The sequence below is a fragment of the Limnobacter sp. CACIAM 66H1 genome (genome assembly GCF_001601825.1).
In the GTDB taxonomy this organism is placed as follows: domain Bacteria; phylum Pseudomonadota; class Gammaproteobacteria; order Burkholderiales; family Burkholderiaceae_B; genus Limnobacter.
In genome coordinates this window covers 1-18,907 of record NZ_LUJK01000056.1, presented here as the reverse complement: position 1 = coordinate 18,907, position 18,907 = coordinate 1, and the positions used below count along the sequence as shown (strand labels likewise).

The window sequence follows — 18,907 nt, the reverse complement described above, 5'->3', positions numbered from 1 at the left end:
TTTTGTGTGGGTGGTGATGCTCGTCACCTTCGGTTTTGGCTGGATCGGCTGGGTCGATGATTACCGCAAAGTGGTGTATCGCAACCCCAAGGGTTTGCCGGCGAAATGGAAGTATTTTTGGCAAAGCGTGGTGGGGTTGATTTGTGCGTTCTATCTGGCTTTTGCTGTATCTGCGCAAAGCGGGCAGGAAGTTCTGGATATTTTTGTGGCCTGGGTTGAAAGCGGTTTTTCAATGCACCTACCCAACAATGCGGATCTGATCGTACCCTTTTTCAAGTCGATCAGCTACCCCTTGGGTGTTTGGGGTTTTATCGCTCTGACTTACTTTGTGATCGTGGGTACCAGTAATGCGGTGAACTTGACCGATGGCCTGGATGGCTTGGCGATTATGCCCACAGTGATGGTGGCGTCCGCCTTGGCGATTTTTGCCTACGTAGCCGGTAATGCGGTGTACTCGAAATATTTGCTGCTGCCATACATTCCGGGCGCAGGTGAGCTGGCTGTTTTCCTCGCAGCCATCGCTGGTGCTGGCTTGGCTTTCCTGTGGTTCAACGCTTACCCGGCACAGGTGTTCATGGGTGATGTGGGTGCACTCGCTTTGGGTGGTGCGCTGGGCACGGTTGCAGTGATTGTTCGCCAGGAGGTGGTGCTGTTCATCATGGGCGGTGTGTTTGTGGCGGAGACCCTCTCGGTCATGATTCAAGTGCTCTATTTCAAGTACAGCGGTGGGAAACGGGTTTTCCGAATGGCGCCGCTACACCATCACTATGAGTTAAGTGGCTGGAAAGAAACCCAGGTAGTGGTTCGGTTCTGGATCATCACCATGATTCTGGTGTTGATTGGTTTGTCTACGCTGAAGTTGCGTTGAAATGACTTTCAAATTGAGTTGAAACGAATGAATTTGCTTCTTGATCAATCGGTTTTGCAAGTCGGACTCGGTGAGTCTGGCTTGGCTTGCGCGCGCTGGGTGCTTGCGCAAGGCGCCCGGTTGACTGTTATTGACACGCGCGAAACGCCTCCAGGATTGCAGGAGTTGCAATCCATTCAGCCCGACGTGCGCGTGTTCAATTCGGTAGGCGATCTGAATTGGGAATTCAACCGTGTGGTGGTATCACCCGGGTTGCCACCCTCTCATCCTCTGATGGTCGCGGTGCTTGCACACGCTGCGGAACATGCCACTTCCGTTGATTCTGAACTTGACCTGTTTGCCGATGCACTCCAGGCTTTGCAGCAAAGTAGAAACTACAAACCGCAAGTGGTAGGTATTACCGGAACCAACGGGAAAACCACCACAACTCGAATGGTGGAATGCCTCGCTCAGTTCGCTGGAAAAAAGGCAGTTGCTGCGGGCAATATCAGTCCGGCTGCTCTGGACGCTTTGCGTGAACAATTGGAAGCAGATGACTTGCCCGAAGTGTGGGTACTTGAACTGTCAAGTTTCCAGTTGCATTGGACCAAGCGTTTGAAGTTCGATGCATCGACCGTACTCAACATCACTCAAGATCATCTGGACTGGCATCCTGACATGCAGGAGTACGCCGAAGACAAATTCCGAATCTTTTCGGAGAATGGCGTATGCGTCCTGAATCGGGATGATTCATTGGTAGCCAATGTCAATTTACCGACCGGGGCACAGCCCATTACTTTTGGTACGAGTGCACCTGTTGATATCAATGATTTTGGCCTGATTCGTGAAGGCGGCATGTTGTGGCTGGCGCAATTGGTTGGAGACCAAGAGGTGCAGACATCCGCTCGCCGCAAAAAGCAGGAGGAATCAGAGCCCAGCCAAAAGCTGTTGATGCCGACCGAGGCTCTGCAAGTGGTGGGCTTGCACAATGCAAGCAATGCGTTGGCTGCCTTGGCCTTGTGCCAAGGTCTGGGTATGCCAATGGCCAAGTTGTTGCATGGTTTGCGCAGCTACCAAGGTGAGCCTCACCGGGTACAACATGTTGTGCAAATAGATGGTGTCGATTATTTCGATGACAGCAAGGGCACCAATGTTGGAGCCACTGTGGCGGCATTGAACGGTTTGGCCAAGCCGACCGTATTGATTGCTGGTGGGGATGGCAAAGGACAGGACTTCGCGCCACTGGTACAGCCCGTATCAAGTTATTGCAAACATGTGATTTTGATTGGCAAAGACGCTGACAACATCATGAGCGCTCTCGCAAGCACGCAGATTCCTTGTGAAACAGCCGCTACCTTGGAACTGGCTGTCCAGATGGCTGCGAGCAAAGCCCGAGAGGGTGATTGTGTTTTGCTAAGCCCTGCGTGTGCAAGTCTGGATATGTTCAAGAATTACGTACACCGTGCAGAGGTGTTTGTGGATGCCGTTCGAGCCATCGCAGCGGACAGGGGGCAGCCATGCTAGGCAAGTGGGCCAGGAAAGATCAAAACAGCATGCAGTTCAAGAGCTTGATCCCCGCCACTGCGGCGGGTGGTGGTTTGTCATCCTCCATGTACAAAGTCAACCGTGGACCTGCAGTATCTCAGGCCATTGACCAAGGCCTGATTTGGGCCGTACTGGCGTTGCTGTTTCTCGGGCTTGTCATGGTGTATTCGGCCACAGTGGCTTTGCCCGATTCCAACAAGTACGCCAACTATCAGACCACCCACTTTTTAGTTCGGCACGCCGTATCGATTGCAGTTGCATTTGTAGCTGCATTTTGTGTTTTCCAGATTCCAATGAAAACCTGGCAAGAGCTGGCGCCTTTGGTATTTTTGTGTTGTATCGCGTTGTTGGTATTGGTGCTGATTCCCGGAATTGGCAAAGAGGTGAATGGTGCTCGTCGCTGGCTCTCTCTGTATGTGTTGAATATTCAGCCATCTGAATTGATGAAGGTCTGCGCGATCATTTATGCAGCCGATTACACCGTGCGCAAGCAAGCCTATATGCAGCGTTTTGGGAAAGTGTTGTTTCCGATGTTCATGGCCATGTTCCTCGTGGGTATGCTGCTTTTGCTGGAGCCTGACATGGGGGCGTTCATCGTGATTGTCACGGTGGTGTTCGGAATCCTGTTTTTGGGTGGCATCAATGCACGGGTTTTCTTTGGTGTGTTGTTCGCTCTAAGTGCGGCATTTGCCTTGTTGATCGCCTTTAGTGATTATCGCCGTGCCCGCTTGTTGGCTTACCTCGATCCATGGGAAGGCGACAACGCTTTGAACAAGGCCTATCAGTTGTCACATTCCTTGATCGCATTTGGTCGAGGTGAAGTACTTGGTGTGGGTTTGGGTGGCAGTGTTGAAAAATTACATTACCTGCCCGAGGCCCACACCGACTTTCTGCTTGCGGTGATTGGTGAAGAGCTTGGTTTTGTGGGTGTGACGGTTGTCATTTTGCTGTTCCTCTACATCGTGAAACGATGCTTTGCCGTGGGTGCCCAGGCCATTGCACTGGAGCGAACATTCTCCGGTTTGGTGGCCAAGGGAGTAGGCATCTGGATTGCAGTTCAGTGCTTTATCAACATGGGCGTGAATTTGGGTGTTCTGCCCACCAAGGGTTTGACGTTGCCTTTGATGAGTTATGGCGGCTCCGCAATCCTCGTGACCTGTGCGGCTTTGGCACTGGTGCTTCGCATTGATCATGAGAACCGAACCATGATGCGGGGAGGTGCGGCATGAGCAAAGCACAGCGATTGGCATTGATTGTTGCAGGTGGTACCGGCGGTCATATTTTCCCGGGATTGAGTGTTGCCTCCGAATTGAAAGCCCGTGGTTGGCAGGTTCAATGGGCAGGTAACCCACAGGCCATGGAAGGCCGATTGGTGCCAGCACATGGCGTTGAAATGAATACCTTGGTGTTCTCAGGCTTTCGCGGTAAGGGCATTGTGCAGCAGGTCTTCATGCCCTTGAAATTGCTGCGCGCATTCTGGACTTCCGTTCAAATTCTGCGCCGAACCAAACCGGCGGTGGTATTGGGTATGGGCGGGTATGTGGCTTTCCCGCTCGGGATGATGGCCAGCTTGCTGAATATTCCTTTGGTCGTGCATGAACAAAACTCGATTGCGGGCCTGACCAACAAATTGTTGGCCAAGCTGGCAGATCGCAACCTGGTTGCTTTCCCGTATGCGCTGCCCAATTCCAACTGGGTGGGCAACCCTGTGCGTGAAATGATCTATAGCCAGCCAGAGCCCCGTGCACGTTTTCAAGGTCGCAGTGGCCCTTTGAAATTACTGGTACTGGGTGGAAGTTTGGGGGCACAGGCCTTGAATGAGGTGGTGCCCAAAGCCTTGGCCATATTGCCTCCAGATTGCAGGCCCGAGGTGGTGCATCAGGCGGGAGAGAAAAACTTGCCTGCCTTGCGCGACAACTATGAGAAGGCTGGCGTAAGCGCCCAGCAGCTGGCATTTATTGATGATGTTGCAGGTGCCATGGCTGCGGCCGATTTGGTGATTTGCAGGGCTGGGGCAATGACTGTAGCAGAAGTCGCCGCCATTGGCGTTGCAGCGTTGTTTGTGCCTTTTCCACATGCTGTTGACGATCATCAAACCCACAATGCAGGTTTTCTTGTGAAAGAGAATGCGGCGTGGCTTCGTCAGCAACACGAATTGGACGCCACATGGCTGGCCAACTGGTTGCAACAAGTCAGTCGGGAAACATGCCTTGAACAAGCAGAGCGGGCGAGGGCCTTGGCCAAACCACAAGCCACGCAGGAAGTGGCGAACTACATTGAACAGGTTGCGAAGGTATGAAACACAAAGTCAAACATGTGCACTTTGTAGGGATTGGTGGTTCTGGCATGAGCGGAATCGCCGAAGTATTGATCAACCTTGGTTACAAGGTGAGCGGTTCCGACTTGTCTGATTCTGCCGTGACTCAGCGACTGGTCAAATTGGGTGCCACTGTGTTTACGGGTCACGAACGGTCGAATATTGCGGGTGCAGATGCAGTGGTTACATCCACAGCAGTGGGCGGCAGCAACCCTGAGGTGCTGGCAGCGCGCGCAGCCCGGGTGCCAGTGGTACCTCGTGCTGTCATGCTGGCCGAATTAATGCGTTTGAAGCAGGGCATTGCTGTGGCTGGCACGCACGGCAAAACCACGACTACCAGTTTGGTGGCCAGCATTCTGGCTGAAGGCAAACTCGACCCCACTTTCGTAATTGGCGGACGTTTGAATTCGGCGGGTGCAAACGCCAAGCTGGGCACTGGCGAATTCATGGTGGTTGAGGCTGATGAATCAGATGCATCGTTTTTGAACCTGATGCCAGTCATTGCAGTGATCACCAATATTGACGCCGACCACATGGAAACCTACGGGCATGACTTTGCACGTTTGAAGCAAGCTTTTGTGGAGTTCACACAGCGCCTGCCTTTCTATGGTGTAGCAGCGGTGTGCGTCGATGATCCTTGTGTGCGAGAGATCATGCCATTTGTATCCAAGACGATCGTGACTTACGGTTTGTCGGAGCAGGCACAAATTCGCGCGGTGAATGTGCAGGCTTGCCAGGGGCAAATGAAGTTCACTGTGTTGCGTGAAGACGAAGCACCACTGGACATTACCTTGAACTTGCCTGGTGATCACAACGTACGCAATTCACTGGCCGCGATTGCGGTGGCCACTGAAATTGGCGTATCCGATGAAGCGATTGTTGCGGCCCTCGAAAAATTCAATGGTGTTGGTCGGCGATTCCAGCATTACGGTGAGGTGGCAGCCAAAGAGGGCGGCCATTTCCTGGTGGTCGATGACTACGGGCATCACCCTGTTGAAATGGCTGCTACGCTCGCGGCCGCGCGAGGTGCATACCCGGACAAGCGCTTGGTACTTGCTTTTCAGCCCCACCGTTATACCCGCACTCGAGACTGTTTCGAAGATTTTGTCAAAGTGCTGGGCACACCAGACTTGGTGATTTTGTCAGAAGTGTATTCCGCTGGTGAAGCACCGATTGTTGCTGCCGATGGACGCTCGCTGGCACGTGCAGTACGAGTGGCTGGCCGCACAGAACCTGTATTTGTAGAAGACATGAATGAGATGGAAAGTACGATTTTGAATATCGCTCGTGACGGCGATTTGGTCATCACCATGGGAGCAGGCTCAATTGGTGCCTTGCCAGGTCGCCTGGTCGCCAGTGCTCTGGGAGGCAAATCATGAGCTCACGGATTGACGCAAAAGGCCTGGGCAAAGTGGTAGTGCTGTTCGGCGGTCGTTCTGCTGAACGGGAGGTGTCGTTGAAATCAGGCAGCATGGTGCTGGCGGCCTTGCAGCGCAACGGCGTGGATGCGCATGGATTTGATCCCGCCGAACGCAGCATGGTCGAACTGGCGCAGGGTGGATTCGATCGCGCAGTCATTTCCCTGCATGGCCGCTTCGGCGAAGACGGCACGATTCAAGGTGTGCTGGAGTGGCTGAACATTCCTTACACCGGCAGCGGTGTGACTGCCTCGGCCCTGGCCATGGACAAAATTCTGACCAAAGCTGCATGGATCAGCCAAGGCTTGGCCACGCCCGATTACGTTCGTCTTGAGCCCGGATTCAATGTGAATGAGGTGGTGGAACGTTTGGGGCTGCCCCTGATCGTTAAACCAGCGCAGGAAGGATCGACTCTTGGTTTGACCAAGGTAAAAACAGCAGATCAACTACAGGCTGCTTTCGAGCTGGCATACAAGTACGACCCGAATGTACTGGCAGAAAAGTTTGTCAGCGGGCAAGAGTTGACTGTGCCCGTGATGGGAGAAGGCGCAGGTGCCCATGCACTGCCCGTGATTCGAATTCAGGCCCCGGATGGCAACTACGACTATCACAACAAATACATCGGCAACGAAACGAAGTACTTTTGCCCGAGCGGTCTGAGCACCGATTTTGAAGCGGAGGTGCAAGCGCTTTGCGTGAAAGCCTACCAGGTATTGGGGTGTGCTGGCTGGGGGCGAGCCGATGTGTTGGTCGATGAAAGTGGCAAACCCTGGTTGCTGGAAATGAATACCTCGCCGGGCATGACTGACCATTCGCTGGTACCGATGAGTGCACGAGCCAGTGGTGTGGAGTACGACGACTTGGTGATGCAGATTGCCGCCAGTGCGAGGCTGAAGGCATCCGGATTGAATGTAGGGGGCAGACGCTAAATGCTGGGAGCAATCTGGAACGACGACAAACTCATGAGCATCATAGCCGGGCTGTTTTCAGCCTTGGCCCTGGTGCTGTTGGGTTATGCGTGTATTCAGTGGTTGATTCAGCGACCGGTGTTTGAACTAAAGCGTGTGGAATTGGTGGGCGACGTAGAGCGCGTGAACTTGATTGGTTTCAGAGCCAATGTACTTCCAAAAATTGAGGGTACTTTCTTCTCGGCCAATTTGCAGAAAGTACGCGAGCAGGTGGAAGCACAGCCCTGGGTTCGCAAAGCCATTGTGCAGCGTACCTGGCCCAGTGGCTTGCGCATCCAGATTCAAGGCCACACACCCTTGGCGCTCTGGGGAGAAACACGATTGGTCAACACGTATGGCGAAGTGTTCTCTGCCAACCTGGCCGAGGTGGCGGAAGACCAGCAGTTGGCGGTGTTGAATGGGCCAGCAGGCAGCGAGTTACTGGTTTCAAAGATGTATGTGTCAAGCATCGAGAAACTGAAAACGCTGGGTATGTGGCCCTCTCGTGTGGAGTTGTCCGATCGTTATGCCTGGTCAATTGAAACCGACACAGGTATCACGATTGAGCTTGGGCGCGCTCAAGAGAACTTCAGTATTGAACAGAAAATGGATCGACTGCTGGCGGTTTATCCAAAAATTACAAGCCAGGTGATGGCAGCGGTGGAAAGAATTGACCTGCGCTATCCGAGGGGTGTGGCAGTAAAGGGCGAGCGTCTGGCGGCTTCAAAGCCTGCTGGTGCTTCAAGCATGAAATTGAACTGAATATGAAAAATTGAAACTGGGCACCATGAACAAAGAGCCGAAAGATTTGATAGTTGGGCTGGACATTGGCACCGCGAAAGTTGTGGCCATGGTCGCGGAGTTGCTGCATGACGGCCGCTTCGAAGTCATAGGCGTGGCTCAACACGAGTCGCGGGGGTTGAAAAAGGGCGTAGTGGTCAACATCGAGTCCACGGTGCATTCCATTCAACAAGCCTTGGAAGAGGCTGAGTTGATGGCCGATTGCAAAATTAAAACCGTGCTTACCGGGATTGCCGGCAGTCACATTCGCAGCTTCAATTCCTCAGGCATGGTGGCCATCAAAGAGCGCGAAGTGACACAAGCCGATGTGGCCCGTGTGATTGAAACCGCCAAGGCCGTCAACATTCCAACCGACCAGCAAATTCTGCATGTCCTGCCGCAAGAATTTATCGTGGATGGTCAGGAAGATGTGCGTGAACCACTGGGCATGAGCGGCGTACGTTTGGAAACACGCGTGCACATTGTGACAGGGGCTGTTTCTGCTGCACAGAACATCGTGAAGTGTGTGCGCCGGTGTGGTCTTGAAGTGCAGGACCTGATGCTGCAACCACTGGCTTCCAGCATGGCTGTGCTGACTGACGATGAAAAAGAATTGGGTGTGGTGCTGATCGACATTGGCGGTGGCACCACTGATATTGCCGTGTTCACCGGTGGCGCAATTCGCCACACGGCGGTCATTCCAATCGCGGGCGATCAAATCACCAACGACATTGCGATGGCTTTGCGCACACCCACACCCGATGCTGAAGAAATCAAGATTCGCCATGGCGTGGCGAAGCAGGTGCTGGCTGATCCACACGCAAAAATCGATGTGCCGGGCATTGGCGAGCGCGACCCACGAACTTTGTCCAAACAAGCCTTGGCCGCTGTCATCGAACCGCGCCTTGAAGAGTTGTTCTTGATGGTGCAACAGGTTTTGCGCGAATCGGGTTACGAAGAATTGTTGTCCTCGGGGGTTGTGTTAACGGGTGGCACCAGCTTGATGCCAGGTATCGCAGAACTGGGTGAAGACATTTTCATGAAACCTGTGCGCATCGGCGTGCCTGATTACACAGGTGGTTTGGCTGACATGGTTCGCACTCCGCGTTTTGCAACAGCAATGGGTCTGCTGCACGAGGCGCGAGCCCAACATTTGCGTGGCCGACGCGTGGCTTCACAAGGTGGCGGCTTGAAGCAAACCGTACAAAAAATGAAAGAGTGGTTTTTGGGTAATTTTTAATTGTGGTTTTTTTTAATTAGTTTTTTCGGCGATGTCAATTTTTGCTAGATAGGAGGCAAACACCATGTCATTTGAAATTCTCGAGACAGAAACCCAAGGGACTGTCATTAAGGTTGTAGGTGTAGGCGGCGCGGGCGGTAACGCGGTTGCTCACATGATCGCGCAAGGCGTTCAAAACGTCGAATTCATTTGCGCCAACACTGACGCGCAAGCTTTGGCAAAAACCAAAGCCAACGTGCTCATTCAGTTGGGTAAAACCGGTCTGGGTGCCGGTGCAAAACCTGAGGCTGGTCGCCAAGCGGCCGAGGAAGACCGTGACCGCATTCGCGACGCATTGCGTGGTGCGCACATGGTATTCATCACAGCAGGTATGGGCGGTGGTACAGGTACAGGTGCTGCGCCAGTGGTGGCTGAGGTGGCCCAAGAACTGGGAATTTTGACCGTGGCTGTTGTGACCAAGCCTTTTGAATTTGAAGGCACCAAGCGCTGCAAAGCTGCAGAGGAGGGTCTTGAGAAACTCTCCAGTAAGGTCAACTCACTGATCATCGTATTGAACGAAAAGCTGCTGGAAGTAGTTGGCGACGATGCAACCCAGGAAGACTGTTTCATTGCAGCGGATGATGTATTGCACAACGCCTGCGCAGGTATTGCAGAAATCATCAACGTCGAAGGCAATGTGAACGTCGACTTTGAAGACGTGAAAACAATCATGTCTGAAGTGGGCAAAGCCATGATGGGTACAGCAACTGCCAATGGTCCTGACCGTGCCCGCGAAGCAGCAGAGCAAGCCATTGCCTCTCCATTGCTGGAGGGTGTGGACTTGTCAGGTGCGCGTGGTGTGTTGGTGAACATTACTTCAAGCAAGAGCCTGAAACTGAAAGAAACCAAAGAAGTGATGAACATCATCCGCGCCTATGCGGCTGAAGATGCAACCGTGATTTTTGGTACTGCCTACGATGAAACCATGGGTGACGACTTGCGCGTGACTGTGGTTGCGACTGGTTTGGGCCGCAAAGCCGCCAAGCCCACTTTGGTACAGGCTGAACAGTATCAGCCCATGGCCCGCACGGGTACTTTTGATGCAGTCAGCGGTCAGCAAGGTGAAACGGACTATGCGATTCCTGCCGTGTTCCGCAACCCACGTGACAACGCCGCTTCCAGAGTTCAGGCTTTGCAGGACAGTGGAATGGACCGATTTGACATCCCCGCATTCTTGCGCCGTCAAGCCGACTGAACGCAGCGGGTTAGTCAACGCAAGCGATCTGCTTTTCGAGAACATTTTCGAGAAGTGAATGTCCTATCAACACCCTCGGTGGTTCGCGGGTGAAGTTTGCAGTTTTGCCGAAGACTGCAAATCCGCGATCTACCCAGGGGCGCTTGTGTGGTGTATTTTTGAGGTTTTAGGAGAAGTACAAAAATGACAATCAAAATTGGTGACAAGTTGCCCAACGCAACCGTGTTCGAGTTCTTTCACGAAGAAACTGAGGGTTGCTCACTGGGCCCCAACAAATTTGAAGTAGAAAAAGAGCTGGTCGGTAAAACGGTTGCCATCCTGGCTTTGCCCGGGGCTTACACACCAACCTGCTCTGCAAAACATGTTCCTGGTTTCATTGCCAACTTTGATGCCTTCAAAGCCAAAGGTGTGGATGAAATCTGGTGTGTTTCTGTAAACGATGTTTTCGTGATGGGCATGTGGGGCAAATCCCTGGGTGCGGAAGGCAAGGTACGCATGATGGCTGATGGTTCAGCAGAGTTCACCAAGAAGATTGGCATGGAACTGGACCTGACCGCACGCGGCATGGGTGTGCGTTCTAATCGCTATTCCATGCTGGTCAAAGACGGCGTGGTCACCCAGCTGAATGTAGAGGAGCCCGGTGTGTTCGAGAAAAGCACCGCCGAAAAACTGTTGTCCCAAATTTGAGAAATAACCGAGAAAACAGGGTAATTCGTGCAATTTTGCGACACTTTTACCCTGTTTTAACCCTAATTGGAGTTTGACCTCCATAAAAAATCTTGGGTTGAACTGACCGGGTGGTTACACTTCGGTGACAATTCAAGGAAAGTTTGTGAAACAAAGAACCCTAAAACAAGTGTTGAGTGCCACAGGTATCGGCTTGCATTCCGGCAAGCGGGTCACCATGACGCTGCGACCCGCGCCACCTGACACGGGCATTGTGTTCAGGCGCGTTGACCTGCCAGAGCCGGTCGACTTTCCCGTGAATGCTCTGGCCATTGGCGACACGCGCATGGCGTCCACGCTAGAGAAAGATGGTGCGAAGGTTTCCACGATCGAACACCTGATGTCTGCATTGTGCGGGTTAGGCGTCGATAACGCTTACATTGATTTGACCGCAGTAGAAGTTCCCATCATGGATGGCAGCGCCATCTCATTCGTGTTTCTTATTCAGCAGGCGGGCTTGGTTGAACAGTCTGCACTGAAGAAATTCATTCGGGTCAAAAAGCCGATTGAGGTTCGGGAAGGTGATGGCGCCAGCCTGAAATACGCCAGTTTGAAGCCATACGATGGCTTCCGCTTGAAGTTTGAGATTGATTTCGGTCATCCTGCGATCGACAAAACCGGGCAAATGGTAGAGATCGACTTCTCCAGCACATCTTTTACCCGAGACATTGCCCGGGCGCGCACCTTCGGCTTTACGCAAGATGTTGAAACCTTACGTAATCTGGGCTTGGCGCTGGGTGGTAATCTCGACAACGCGATTGTGATGGATGAGTACCGAATCTTGAATTCAGACGGTTTGCGTTACGACGATGAGTTTGTGAAGCACAAGGTCCTGGACGCCATTGGTGACCTGTATGTGATTGGGCATCCAATCATTGGTGAATATCAGGCCTATCGCTCGGGCCATGGTTTGAACAATCAGTTGATTCGAGCCCTGATCAGGGATGCCTCGGCGTTTGAGATCGTGACCTTCGAAAGTGTCAGGGAAACTCCTACCGTATTTAGAGCAGATTGGGCGGTTGCTTAAACGCCCAATTGTAAAATAATATTAAACACAACAAAATCTTGTAGTTTTCGGATACATTCTAGAAACTACTTGAGTTTGTGGTGTTTGTTTAAAGCTTGGGTGGCTTCCTTCAATGGCGAATCACCCAACCTGTTTTCGAGGTCCAGCCAGGCTTTTCTTGCGGCATCCGAGAAAACTGCCCTCTTTGGGCGACGCTCCAACTGCTTGGATGTTAACGGGTTGGTTTGTATTTGTAGCTGAATTTCGTTTATATTCATGCCCGAACCCTGCAGATGTTGAATCAGGCTGGGTAAGGATTGCCTCAGGCGCGTCAGCGCCGCCGGGGTCGACACGAAAATTTTTAGTTTGTCTTTTTTGATTGGTCCAACACTAAAGGTCACGCCACGCAGCGATGGCCAAGTGTGAATAATCTTCTCAAGCCGACGTGACTGTGCCGCTTGAGTGATTAAAGAGCTGGTTTGTGGTTCCTGCATCAGGCTTGCCAAGGGAGATAATGCGGAATGCTTTGGTTTCACCGGGTGTTCTCACTAAAACCCGTCAAAAACGGGTGAATTCGGTTCGCTACGCGGATTGAGGAGGTTATACATGCAGTTAATTCTTATGCGGGGTCCTTTTTCCCGCACCAGTGTACTCAGTATAAAGACCAGCCACGTTGCTATGTTGCTTGTTTTGCTGGTTATGTTTGCAGGCTCTTTCCTGGCAGCCGGCCTGTACTTGGCCGCGCGTTATGGTGAGCAGATACCGGTCGTTCAAGATATCGTCTATTCCCAACAATTGGCCAAGCACCATGATGTGGCAGAAACTGGAAGCCCCTTGGATGCGATGGCAATTCGCCTGGCGGAGATGCGCGCGCAACTGGCTCGCCTGGATGCCGTCAGTGTGCGGTTGTTGAAATCCAATGGGCTCGATACCAAGGTCACCCTGACTGAACAACTAGGCCAAGGTGGTTTGCAGCAGAAAGATGAAAAGTCGTTGAATTACCGGGAAGTGAAAACAGCGATCTCGGATGTGGCGAGCCAAATTGAGCGACAAGCCGATGTATTCAGCATCATCGATACCGACCTTCAAAGTGCCCGCGTCAAGTTTCTCAGCGTTCCCAACGAATCCCCCCTCTCAGACACCATCGCAGTCAGCAATTTCGGTAACCGGATTGATCCATTTACCGGCCGTCGTTCGGTTCACGAGGGTATCGATTTCATTGCCCCTACAGGCACGCCCATTTTGGCAGCCGCGGCAGGTGTAGTGGTGGAGGCCAAATGGCACCCGGGCTACGGCAACATGGTTGAAATTGAGCACAACAACAAAACTACAACGCGGTATGCGCATGCCTCCAAGTTGCTGGTCAAAGCCGGCGACATTGTGCGGCTCGGTCAAAAAATTGCCTTGGTAGGCAGTACTGGCCGCTCAACTGGCCCTCACTTGCACTTCGAAGTGCGTGTAGACGGCGTGCCACAAAACCCCAACAAGTTTCTGGAAAAGAACGGTCTTCCCCGTCCTGGTCCCTCAACTGTAGCCGCCTTAAACGGCTTATTCTCGGAAAGCGCTGCTGTCCCTCTGGACTAAGCTTCGCGTGCTAAACTTCTAGGCTGTTTTTGGAATCGACCGGACCCAAAACCCGGTCGATTGACTTTCAGGCCCTTTAAGGGTCGAACCAGCCGACATTATGATCACAGACACTCTGAAAAAGCTTTTTGGCAGCCGCAATGAACGGTTGTTGAAAACCTACCGTAAAACCGTCAATCAAATCAATGCGCTAGAGCCGACCATTCAGGCCTTGAGCGACGAAGCCCTGCGTGCAAAAACCGCTGAATTCAAGGAGCGCTTGTCCAAAGGCGATTCGCTGGACAGTTTGCTGCCCGAGGCTTTTGCTGTGGTGCGCGAGGCCAGCGTGCGGGTTTTTGGCATGCGGCACTTTGACGTTCAGCTCATTGGTGGCATGGCTTTGCACCAAGGCAAAATTTCAGAAATGCGCACTGGTGAAGGTAAAACATTGGTGGCTACTTTGCCCGCCTATTTGAATGCACTGGAAGGAAAAGGCGTTCATGTAATCACCGTGAACGACTATCTGGCTTCTCGCGATGCCGCCTGGATGGGGCGGCTGTACAGTTTTCTGGGTCTGACTGTGGGTTGTAACTTGTCCCGCATGCCACATGACCAGAAGCAGGCTGCTTATGCGTCTGATATCACCTACGGCACCAACAATGAATTCGGTTTTGACTACCTGCGCGACAACATGGTGTATAGCGTGGGTGAGCGTGTACAACGTGGTTTGAACTACGCGATCGTGGACGAGGTGGATTCGATTTTGATCGACGAGGCGCGAACGCCCCTGATCATCTCCGGTCAGGCTGACGATCACACTGAGATGTATCGCAAACTGGATAGCTTGCCCAAGCAGCTGGTTCGCATGCAAAGCGAACAAAAGCCGGGCGAGGAAGAGGTGCCAGGCGACTTTTACGTGGACGAGAAAGGCCACCAGATCCAGATGAGCGAAGCCGGCCATGAAAAAGCCGAACAGATCCTCAGCCAAATGGGATTGCTGCCGGAAGGTGCCAGCCTGTACGATGCGGCCAATATTTCCCTGATGCACCATGTGATGGCCGCCCTGCGCGCCCATAACCTGTTTCACAAAGACCAGCACTATGTGGTTCAAAACGGTGAAGTGATTATCGTGGACGAATTCACAGGGCGCCTGATGCCGGGTCGCCGTTGGTCTGATGGCTTGCACCAGGCGGTGGAAGCCAAGGAAGGTGTTCGCATTCAGGCCGAGAATCAAACACTGGCCTCCATCACCTTCCAGAATTATTTCAGGATGTACAAGAAGCTGTCTGGCATGACCGGTACAGCTGATACGGAAGCTTTTGAATTCCAGTCCATTTATGGTCTGGAGACCGTGATTATCCCAACGCATCGACCAATTCAGCGTAAAGATGCGCAGGACAAAATCTACAAAAGCGCCCGTGAGAAATACAACGCAATTCTTGAGGACATCAAGGACTGCTATGAGCGTGGTCAACCTGTGCTGGTGGGTACCACCTCGATTGAGAACTCCGAATTAATCGCCAGTTTCCTTGAAAAGGAGAAGCTGCCCCACAACGTGCTCAACGCCAAGCAACACGAGCGCGAGGCCGAGATTGTGGCCCAGGCTGGGCGACCAAAAGCCATAACCATTGCGACCAACATGGCCGGCCGTGGTACCGACATTGTTTTGGGTGGCAATTTGGAGCGCGAACTGGCCGGCATTGAAAACAATGCCGAACTTGAAGAGACGGCCAAGCCAGCCTTGATCGAGAAAGCACGCGCGGAATGGAAACTGCGCAATGAGGCTGTGCTGGCCTCGGGTGGGTTGCACATTATTGGTTGCGAGCGCCATGAAAGCCGGCGTATCGATAACCAGCTGCGTGGCCGCGCCGGTCGTCAGGGTGATGCGGGTTCTTCGCGTTTTTACTTGTCGATGGAAGACCAGTTGCTGCGTATTTTTGCAGGCGACCGCGTGCGCGCAATCATGGAGCGCTTGAAATTGCCTGAAGGCGAGGCCATTGAGGCAGGCATTGTGTCCCGCTCAATTGAGTCTGCCCAGCGCAAGGTAGAGGGTCGCAACTTCGACATTCGCAAGCAATTGCTGGAATACGATGATGTGTCCAATGAGCAGCGCAAAATCATTTATGCCCAGCGAAATGAAATTCTGGAATCAGCAGAAATTCGCGAAACCATTGGCAACTTGCGACATGGCGCGCTGGAGGCTGTGTTCCGTGAGTACATTCCCGAAGAATCTGTTGAAGAGCAATGGGACCTGGAAGGTTTGGAAACCGTGCTGCGCAACGAATATCAGCTTGAGGCCACTTTGCGCCAATGGCTGGAAGAGGATGCAAAAAGCTCGGACGAAGACTTTTTGAAGCGAATTCTTCAAATGGCAGATGAGGTTTACAACGCCAAGGTTCAACTGGTCGGTGCGGATTCCTTTGCCAAATTCGAGAAGACGCTGTTGCTGCAAAGCATTGACACCCACTGGCGTGAGCATCTGGCTGCCCTGGATTACCTTCGACAAGGGATTCACTTGCGTGGTTATGCCCAGAAAAATCCCAAACAGGAATACAAGCGCGAAGCGTTTGAGTTGTTTGGCGCCTTGTTGAATCGTGTGCGCGATGAAGTGGCCAAGGTGTTGCTCACTGTGCGCGTTCAATCTGCAGAGCAGGTGCAACAAGCAGAGCAGCAACTTGAACAGGAAGCCGCGGCGCATCTGGACAATATTCAGTATCAGCATGCAGATGCAAGCGGAGAAGAAGAACAAGCCTCTGAGGGCGAACGTTCAGCTGCACCCGCAAACGTACCCCGTCGGGTGAGTGAAAAAGTGGGTCGTAACGACCCTTGCCCCTGTGGTTCGGGCAAGAAGTACAAGCAGTGCCACGGAAAAATTTCCTGAAATAAACTTGAGATACTCGCGCGAGACGCGCGCACCGAGGAGTTGATTGCCATGCCTGTGAATTTGAAAGTACCTGCTGCTGATTCCCTGTTTCCAGTCGCCGGTTTGGACATGGGTTATGCCATGGCCCAAATTCGCAAGCCCAACCGAAAGGATGTCCTGGTGGTGCGTGTGGCGGAAGGCAGCAGTGTGGCGGGTGTGTTTACGAAAAACCGCTTTTGTGCCGCACCGGTTCAGGTTTGTCAGGCTCATTTGAAGGCTGGAAAGGGAATTCGTGCTTTGGTGGTCAACACCGGTTGTGCCAACGCCGGTACTGGCGAGCGCGGCTTGGCCGATGCGCGGGCGACCACAGCCAAGGTGGCCGAGTTGCTGGGTGTAGCACCCGAGCAGGTGCTTGTATTCTCAACTGGTGTCATTCTCGAGAACCTGCCCATGGATCGTTTGTTGTTGGGCATTGATCAGGCGGTTGCAGGTTTGGGCAAAGCCGATTGGCTGGATGCCGCCACTGCAATCATGACCACTGACACCTTGCCCAAGGCCAGCAGCCGCAAGCTGCAAGTGGGTGCAGGTGAAATTGCAATCACTGGGGTATCAAAGGGTGCAGGCATGATTCGCCCCAATATGGCCACCATGCTGGGCTACCTGGCCACCGATGCGGCTATTGCCCAACCTGTGCTGGAAAAGTGGACCACAGCCATGGCTGATGCCTCATTCAATCGAATTACGATTGATGGCGATACTTCAACGAATGACAGCTTTGTGGTGATCGCCACAGGTAAAAGCAATGCCGTGAATATTCAAACCGGCAATGAGCCAGAGGCTGCGGCCGTATTCGAGGCACTGAAGGCCGAATCGATCAAGTTGGCTCAAGCAATTGTTCGCGATGGCGAGGGTGCCACCAAATTCATTACCGTGAAGGTAGAACAGGCGGGCAGCGAGGAAGAGGCGCTGAAAGTGGCCTACGCCATCGGCCATTCTCCATTGGTGAAAACTGCGTTTTTTGCATCAGACCCCAACCTGGGCCGTATTTTGGCGGCAGTTGGTTATGCTGGTATTGATGACCTCGATCAAACCAAAATTCAACTGTATCTGGGCGACGTCTATGTGGCCAAAAATGGCGGACGCCATCCCGATTATCGGGAAGAGCAAGGGCAGGCGGTCATGAACGATGCCGAAATTACTGTGCGCGTTCAATTGGGGCGTGGCAATGCCAGCACCACCGTGTGGACCACTGACTTTTCGCATGAGTATGTCACCATCAATGCGGATTACCGCAGTTAAGTGCTGCCGCAATGAGTACCCAACACAACGACACCAAAGCGATTCTCGAGCAGCTTGGCCGTATCGCTCAAGCCTTGGAGCAGGGGGTGATGAAAGCGCCCACAAACTGGAATGCCTCCACTGCATTTCGTCTGCATCACAGGGCGGGCCAACTACGCCTTGAGCCGGTAAAAACAGTCGAGTCACTGGACGCGGCTGTGCTGAAGAACATTGGGCCCCAACTTGAGAAAGTGGACCAGAACACACACCAGTTCGTGAAAGGGTTGCCTGCCAATAATGTGCTGCTCACCGGTGCGCGCGGCACCGGCAAGTCAAGCTTGGTGCGCGCCATGTTGAGCCGTTATTCGCCTCAGGGTCTGCGTTTGATCGAGGTCGACAAAACAGACCTGCTGTTTTTGCAAGACGTCGTTGACCTGGTCAACGGCAGACCTGAACGGTTTATTGTGTTTTGCGACGACCTGTCTTTTGAGGAAGGCGAGGCTGGCTACAAGGCATTGAAAAGCGTATTGGATGGTTCTATCGCGGGCACATCGGACAACGTGTTGATTTACGCCACATCAAACCGCCGCCATTTGCTGCCGCAAATGATGAAAGACAACCTTCAAACCCAGCACATGGACAATGGCGAAATTCGTCCTGCCGAGGGTATTGAAGAAAAGGTATCGCTGTCGGACCGATTTGGTGTGTGGGTGTCTTTCCATGCATTCAATCAGGATGAGTACCTGGCCGCCGTGCAAGTGTGGCTGGAGCATTTCAACATGCCTTATACCGACGAGGCTCGACACATCGCACTTCGATGGACTATTGAGCGCGGTAGCCGCAGTGGTCGCTTGGCCTATCAGTTTGCCAAGCATTGGGCTGGCTCAAAAGGTTTGTAAGTCGAGTGACAACTTCTTTGGTTAAACCCCGCATTGATGTGGCAGTGGCTGTGGTATTCAATACTCATGGTCAGGTGCTGTGGGGTTGCCGACCTGAGGGGAAGCCTTACGCCGGTTACTGGGAATTTCCCGGTGGCAAGGTGGAGCCAGACGAAACGGTGTGGCAGGCCTTGGTACGTGAACTGAAAGAAGAACTCGATATCACAGCCCTTGAAGGTGGGCCCTGGTTCCGCATTGAACACGA

General features: G+C 52.8%; 17 protein-coding genes. 16 read left to right on the top strand and 1 reads right to left on the bottom strand.

Going from position 1 to position 18,907, the window contains the following annotated elements:
• From mraY to lpxC, 11 genes are all read left to right on the top strand, one after another.
• A partial coding sequence (mraY, locus tag A0129_RS13555) for a phospho-N-acetylmuramoyl-pentapeptide-transferase (RefSeq protein ID WP_291715785.1) occupies positions 1-868 on the top strand: 868 nt, incomplete at its 5' end.
• A 27-nt stretch (positions 869-895) separates the two neighbouring features.
• Positions 896-2,371, top strand: a complete 1,476-nt coding sequence (gene murD, locus A0129_RS13550) for a UDP-N-acetylmuramoyl-L-alanine--D-glutamate ligase (RefSeq protein ID WP_291715783.1) — start codon at positions 896-898, stop codon at positions 2,369-2,371.
• A gap of 86 nt (positions 2,372-2,457) precedes the next feature.
• Entirely contained in the window at positions 2,458-3,621 is a 1,164-nt protein-coding gene (gene ftsW / locus A0129_RS13545) for a putative lipid II flippase FtsW (RefSeq protein ID WP_240965969.1), read from the top strand.
• Positions 3,618-4,691, top strand: coding sequence for an undecaprenyldiphospho-muramoylpentapeptide beta-N-acetylglucosaminyltransferase (murG, locus tag A0129_RS13540; protein ID WP_291715781.1), 1,074 nt, complete (start codon positions 3,618-3,620; stop codon positions 4,689-4,691). Before ftsW ends, murG begins: the two co-directional genes overlap by 4 nt.
• Positions 4,688-6,088: a UDP-N-acetylmuramate--L-alanine ligase gene (gene murC / locus A0129_RS13535; RefSeq protein WP_291715779.1), complete on the top strand. Its 1,401-nt coding sequence runs from the start codon at positions 4,688-4,690 to the stop codon at positions 6,086-6,088. The genes murG and murC overlap by 4 nt, the downstream gene beginning before the upstream one ends.
• Positions 6,085-7,056 carry a D-alanine--D-alanine ligase gene (locus tag A0129_RS13530; protein ID WP_291715777.1) on the top strand — a complete coding sequence of 324 codons (972 nt, stop codon included), beginning with the start codon at positions 6,085-6,087 and terminating at the stop codon, positions 7,054-7,056. The genes murC and A0129_RS13530 overlap by 4 nt, the downstream gene beginning before the upstream one ends.
• Entirely contained in the window at positions 7,057-7,836 is a 780-nt protein-coding gene (locus tag A0129_RS13525) for a cell division protein FtsQ/DivIB (RefSeq protein WP_291715775.1), read from the top strand.
• Between the two features lie 25 nt (positions 7,837-7,861).
• Complete coding sequence (ftsA, locus tag A0129_RS13520) at positions 7,862-9,094, top strand: cell division protein FtsA (protein ID WP_291715773.1); 1,233 nt, start codon at positions 7,862-7,864, stop codon at positions 9,092-9,094.
• Positions 9,095-9,158: 64 nt separating this feature from the next.
• Positions 9,159-10,328 carry a cell division protein FtsZ gene (ftsZ, locus tag A0129_RS13515; RefSeq protein WP_008250414.1) on the top strand — a complete coding sequence of 390 codons (1,170 nt, stop codon included), beginning with the start codon at positions 9,159-9,161 and terminating at the stop codon, positions 10,326-10,328.
• 183 nt (positions 10,329-10,511) lie between these two features.
• Complete coding sequence (locus A0129_RS13510) at positions 10,512-11,015, top strand: peroxiredoxin (RefSeq protein ID WP_291715772.1); 504 nt, start codon at positions 10,512-10,514, stop codon at positions 11,013-11,015.
• A gap of 145 nt (positions 11,016-11,160) precedes the next feature.
• Positions 11,161-12,081, top strand: a complete 921-nt coding sequence (gene lpxC / locus A0129_RS13505) for a UDP-3-O-acyl-N-acetylglucosamine deacetylase (RefSeq protein ID WP_291715770.1) — start codon at positions 11,161-11,163, stop codon at positions 12,079-12,081.
• 65 nt (positions 12,082-12,146) lie between these two features.
• On the opposite strand, the gene A0129_RS13500 is transcribed toward lpxC, so the two are convergent.
• Positions 12,147-12,554 (bottom strand): hypothetical protein, encoded by a 408-nt coding sequence (locus tag A0129_RS13500; RefSeq protein ID WP_291715768.1) that lies wholly within the window; start codon positions 12,552-12,554, stop codon positions 12,147-12,149.
• Positions 12,555-12,666: 112 nt separating this feature from the next.
• On the opposite strand from A0129_RS13500, the gene A0129_RS13495 reads away from it, so the two are divergent.
• From A0129_RS13495 to A0129_RS13475, 5 genes are all read left to right on the top strand, one after another.
• Positions 12,667-13,644: a M23 family metallopeptidase gene (locus A0129_RS13495; protein ID WP_291715766.1), complete on the top strand. Its 978-nt coding sequence runs from the start codon at positions 12,667-12,669 to the stop codon at positions 13,642-13,644.
• Between the two features lie 100 nt (positions 13,645-13,744).
• Complete coding sequence (gene secA, locus A0129_RS13490) at positions 13,745-16,504, top strand: preprotein translocase subunit SecA (RefSeq protein ID WP_291715764.1); 2,760 nt, start codon at positions 13,745-13,747, stop codon at positions 16,502-16,504.
• Positions 16,505-16,555: 51 nt separating this feature from the next.
• The gene (argJ, locus tag A0129_RS13485; RefSeq protein WP_291715762.1) at positions 16,556-17,785 is read left to right on the top strand and encodes a bifunctional glutamate N-acetyltransferase/amino-acid acetyltransferase ArgJ; all 1,230 of its coding nucleotides are present in this window, start codon (positions 16,556-16,558) and stop codon (positions 17,783-17,785) included.
• An 11-nt stretch (positions 17,786-17,796) separates the two neighbouring features.
• Positions 17,797-18,663 (top strand): ATP-binding protein, encoded by an 867-nt coding sequence (locus A0129_RS13480; protein WP_275272049.1) that lies wholly within the window; start codon positions 17,797-17,799, stop codon positions 18,661-18,663.
• Positions 18,664-18,668: 5 nt separating this feature from the next.
• Positions 18,669-18,907 (top strand): NUDIX domain-containing protein (locus A0129_RS13475; protein ID WP_291715760.1); only part of this gene is annotated, 239 nt, incomplete at its 3' end.

Coding starts and splice junctions, on each gene's coding strand:
- murD (WP_291715783.1), top strand. CDS start 896: ATGAATTTGCTTCTTGATCAATCGGTTTTGCAAGTCGGACTCGGTGAG.
- ftsW (WP_240965969.1), top strand. CDS start 2,458: ATGTACAAAGTCAACCGTGGACCTGCAGTATCTCAGGCCATTGACCAA.
- murG (WP_291715781.1), top strand. CDS start 3,618: ATGAGCAAAGCACAGCGATTGGCATTGATTGTTGCAGGTGGTACCGGC.
- murC (WP_291715779.1), top strand. CDS start 4,688: ATGAAACACAAAGTCAAACATGTGCACTTTGTAGGGATTGGTGGTTCT.
- A0129_RS13530 (WP_291715777.1), top strand. CDS start 6,085: ATGAGCTCACGGATTGACGCAAAAGGCCTGGGCAAAGTGGTAGTGCTG.
- A0129_RS13525 (WP_291715775.1), top strand. CDS start 7,057: ATGCTGGGAGCAATCTGGAACGACGACAAACTCATGAGCATCATAGCC.
- ftsA (WP_291715773.1), top strand. CDS start 7,862: ATGAACAAAGAGCCGAAAGATTTGATAGTTGGGCTGGACATTGGCACC.
- ftsZ (WP_008250414.1), top strand. CDS start 9,159: ATGTCATTTGAAATTCTCGAGACAGAAACCCAAGGGACTGTCATTAAG.
- A0129_RS13510 (WP_291715772.1), top strand. CDS start 10,512: ATGACAATCAAAATTGGTGACAAGTTGCCCAACGCAACCGTGTTCGAG.
- A0129_RS13500 (WP_291715768.1), bottom strand. CDS start 12,554: ATGCAGGAACCACAAACCAGCTCTTTAATCACTCAAGCGGCACAGTCA.
- A0129_RS13495 (WP_291715766.1), top strand. CDS start 12,667: ATGCAGTTAATTCTTATGCGGGGTCCTTTTTCCCGCACCAGTGTACTC.
- secA (WP_291715764.1), top strand. CDS start 13,745: ATGATCACAGACACTCTGAAAAAGCTTTTTGGCAGCCGCAATGAACGG.
- argJ (WP_291715762.1), top strand. CDS start 16,556: ATGCCTGTGAATTTGAAAGTACCTGCTGCTGATTCCCTGTTTCCAGTC.
- A0129_RS13480 (WP_275272049.1), top strand. CDS start 17,797: ATGAGTACCCAACACAACGACACCAAAGCGATTCTCGAGCAGCTTGGC.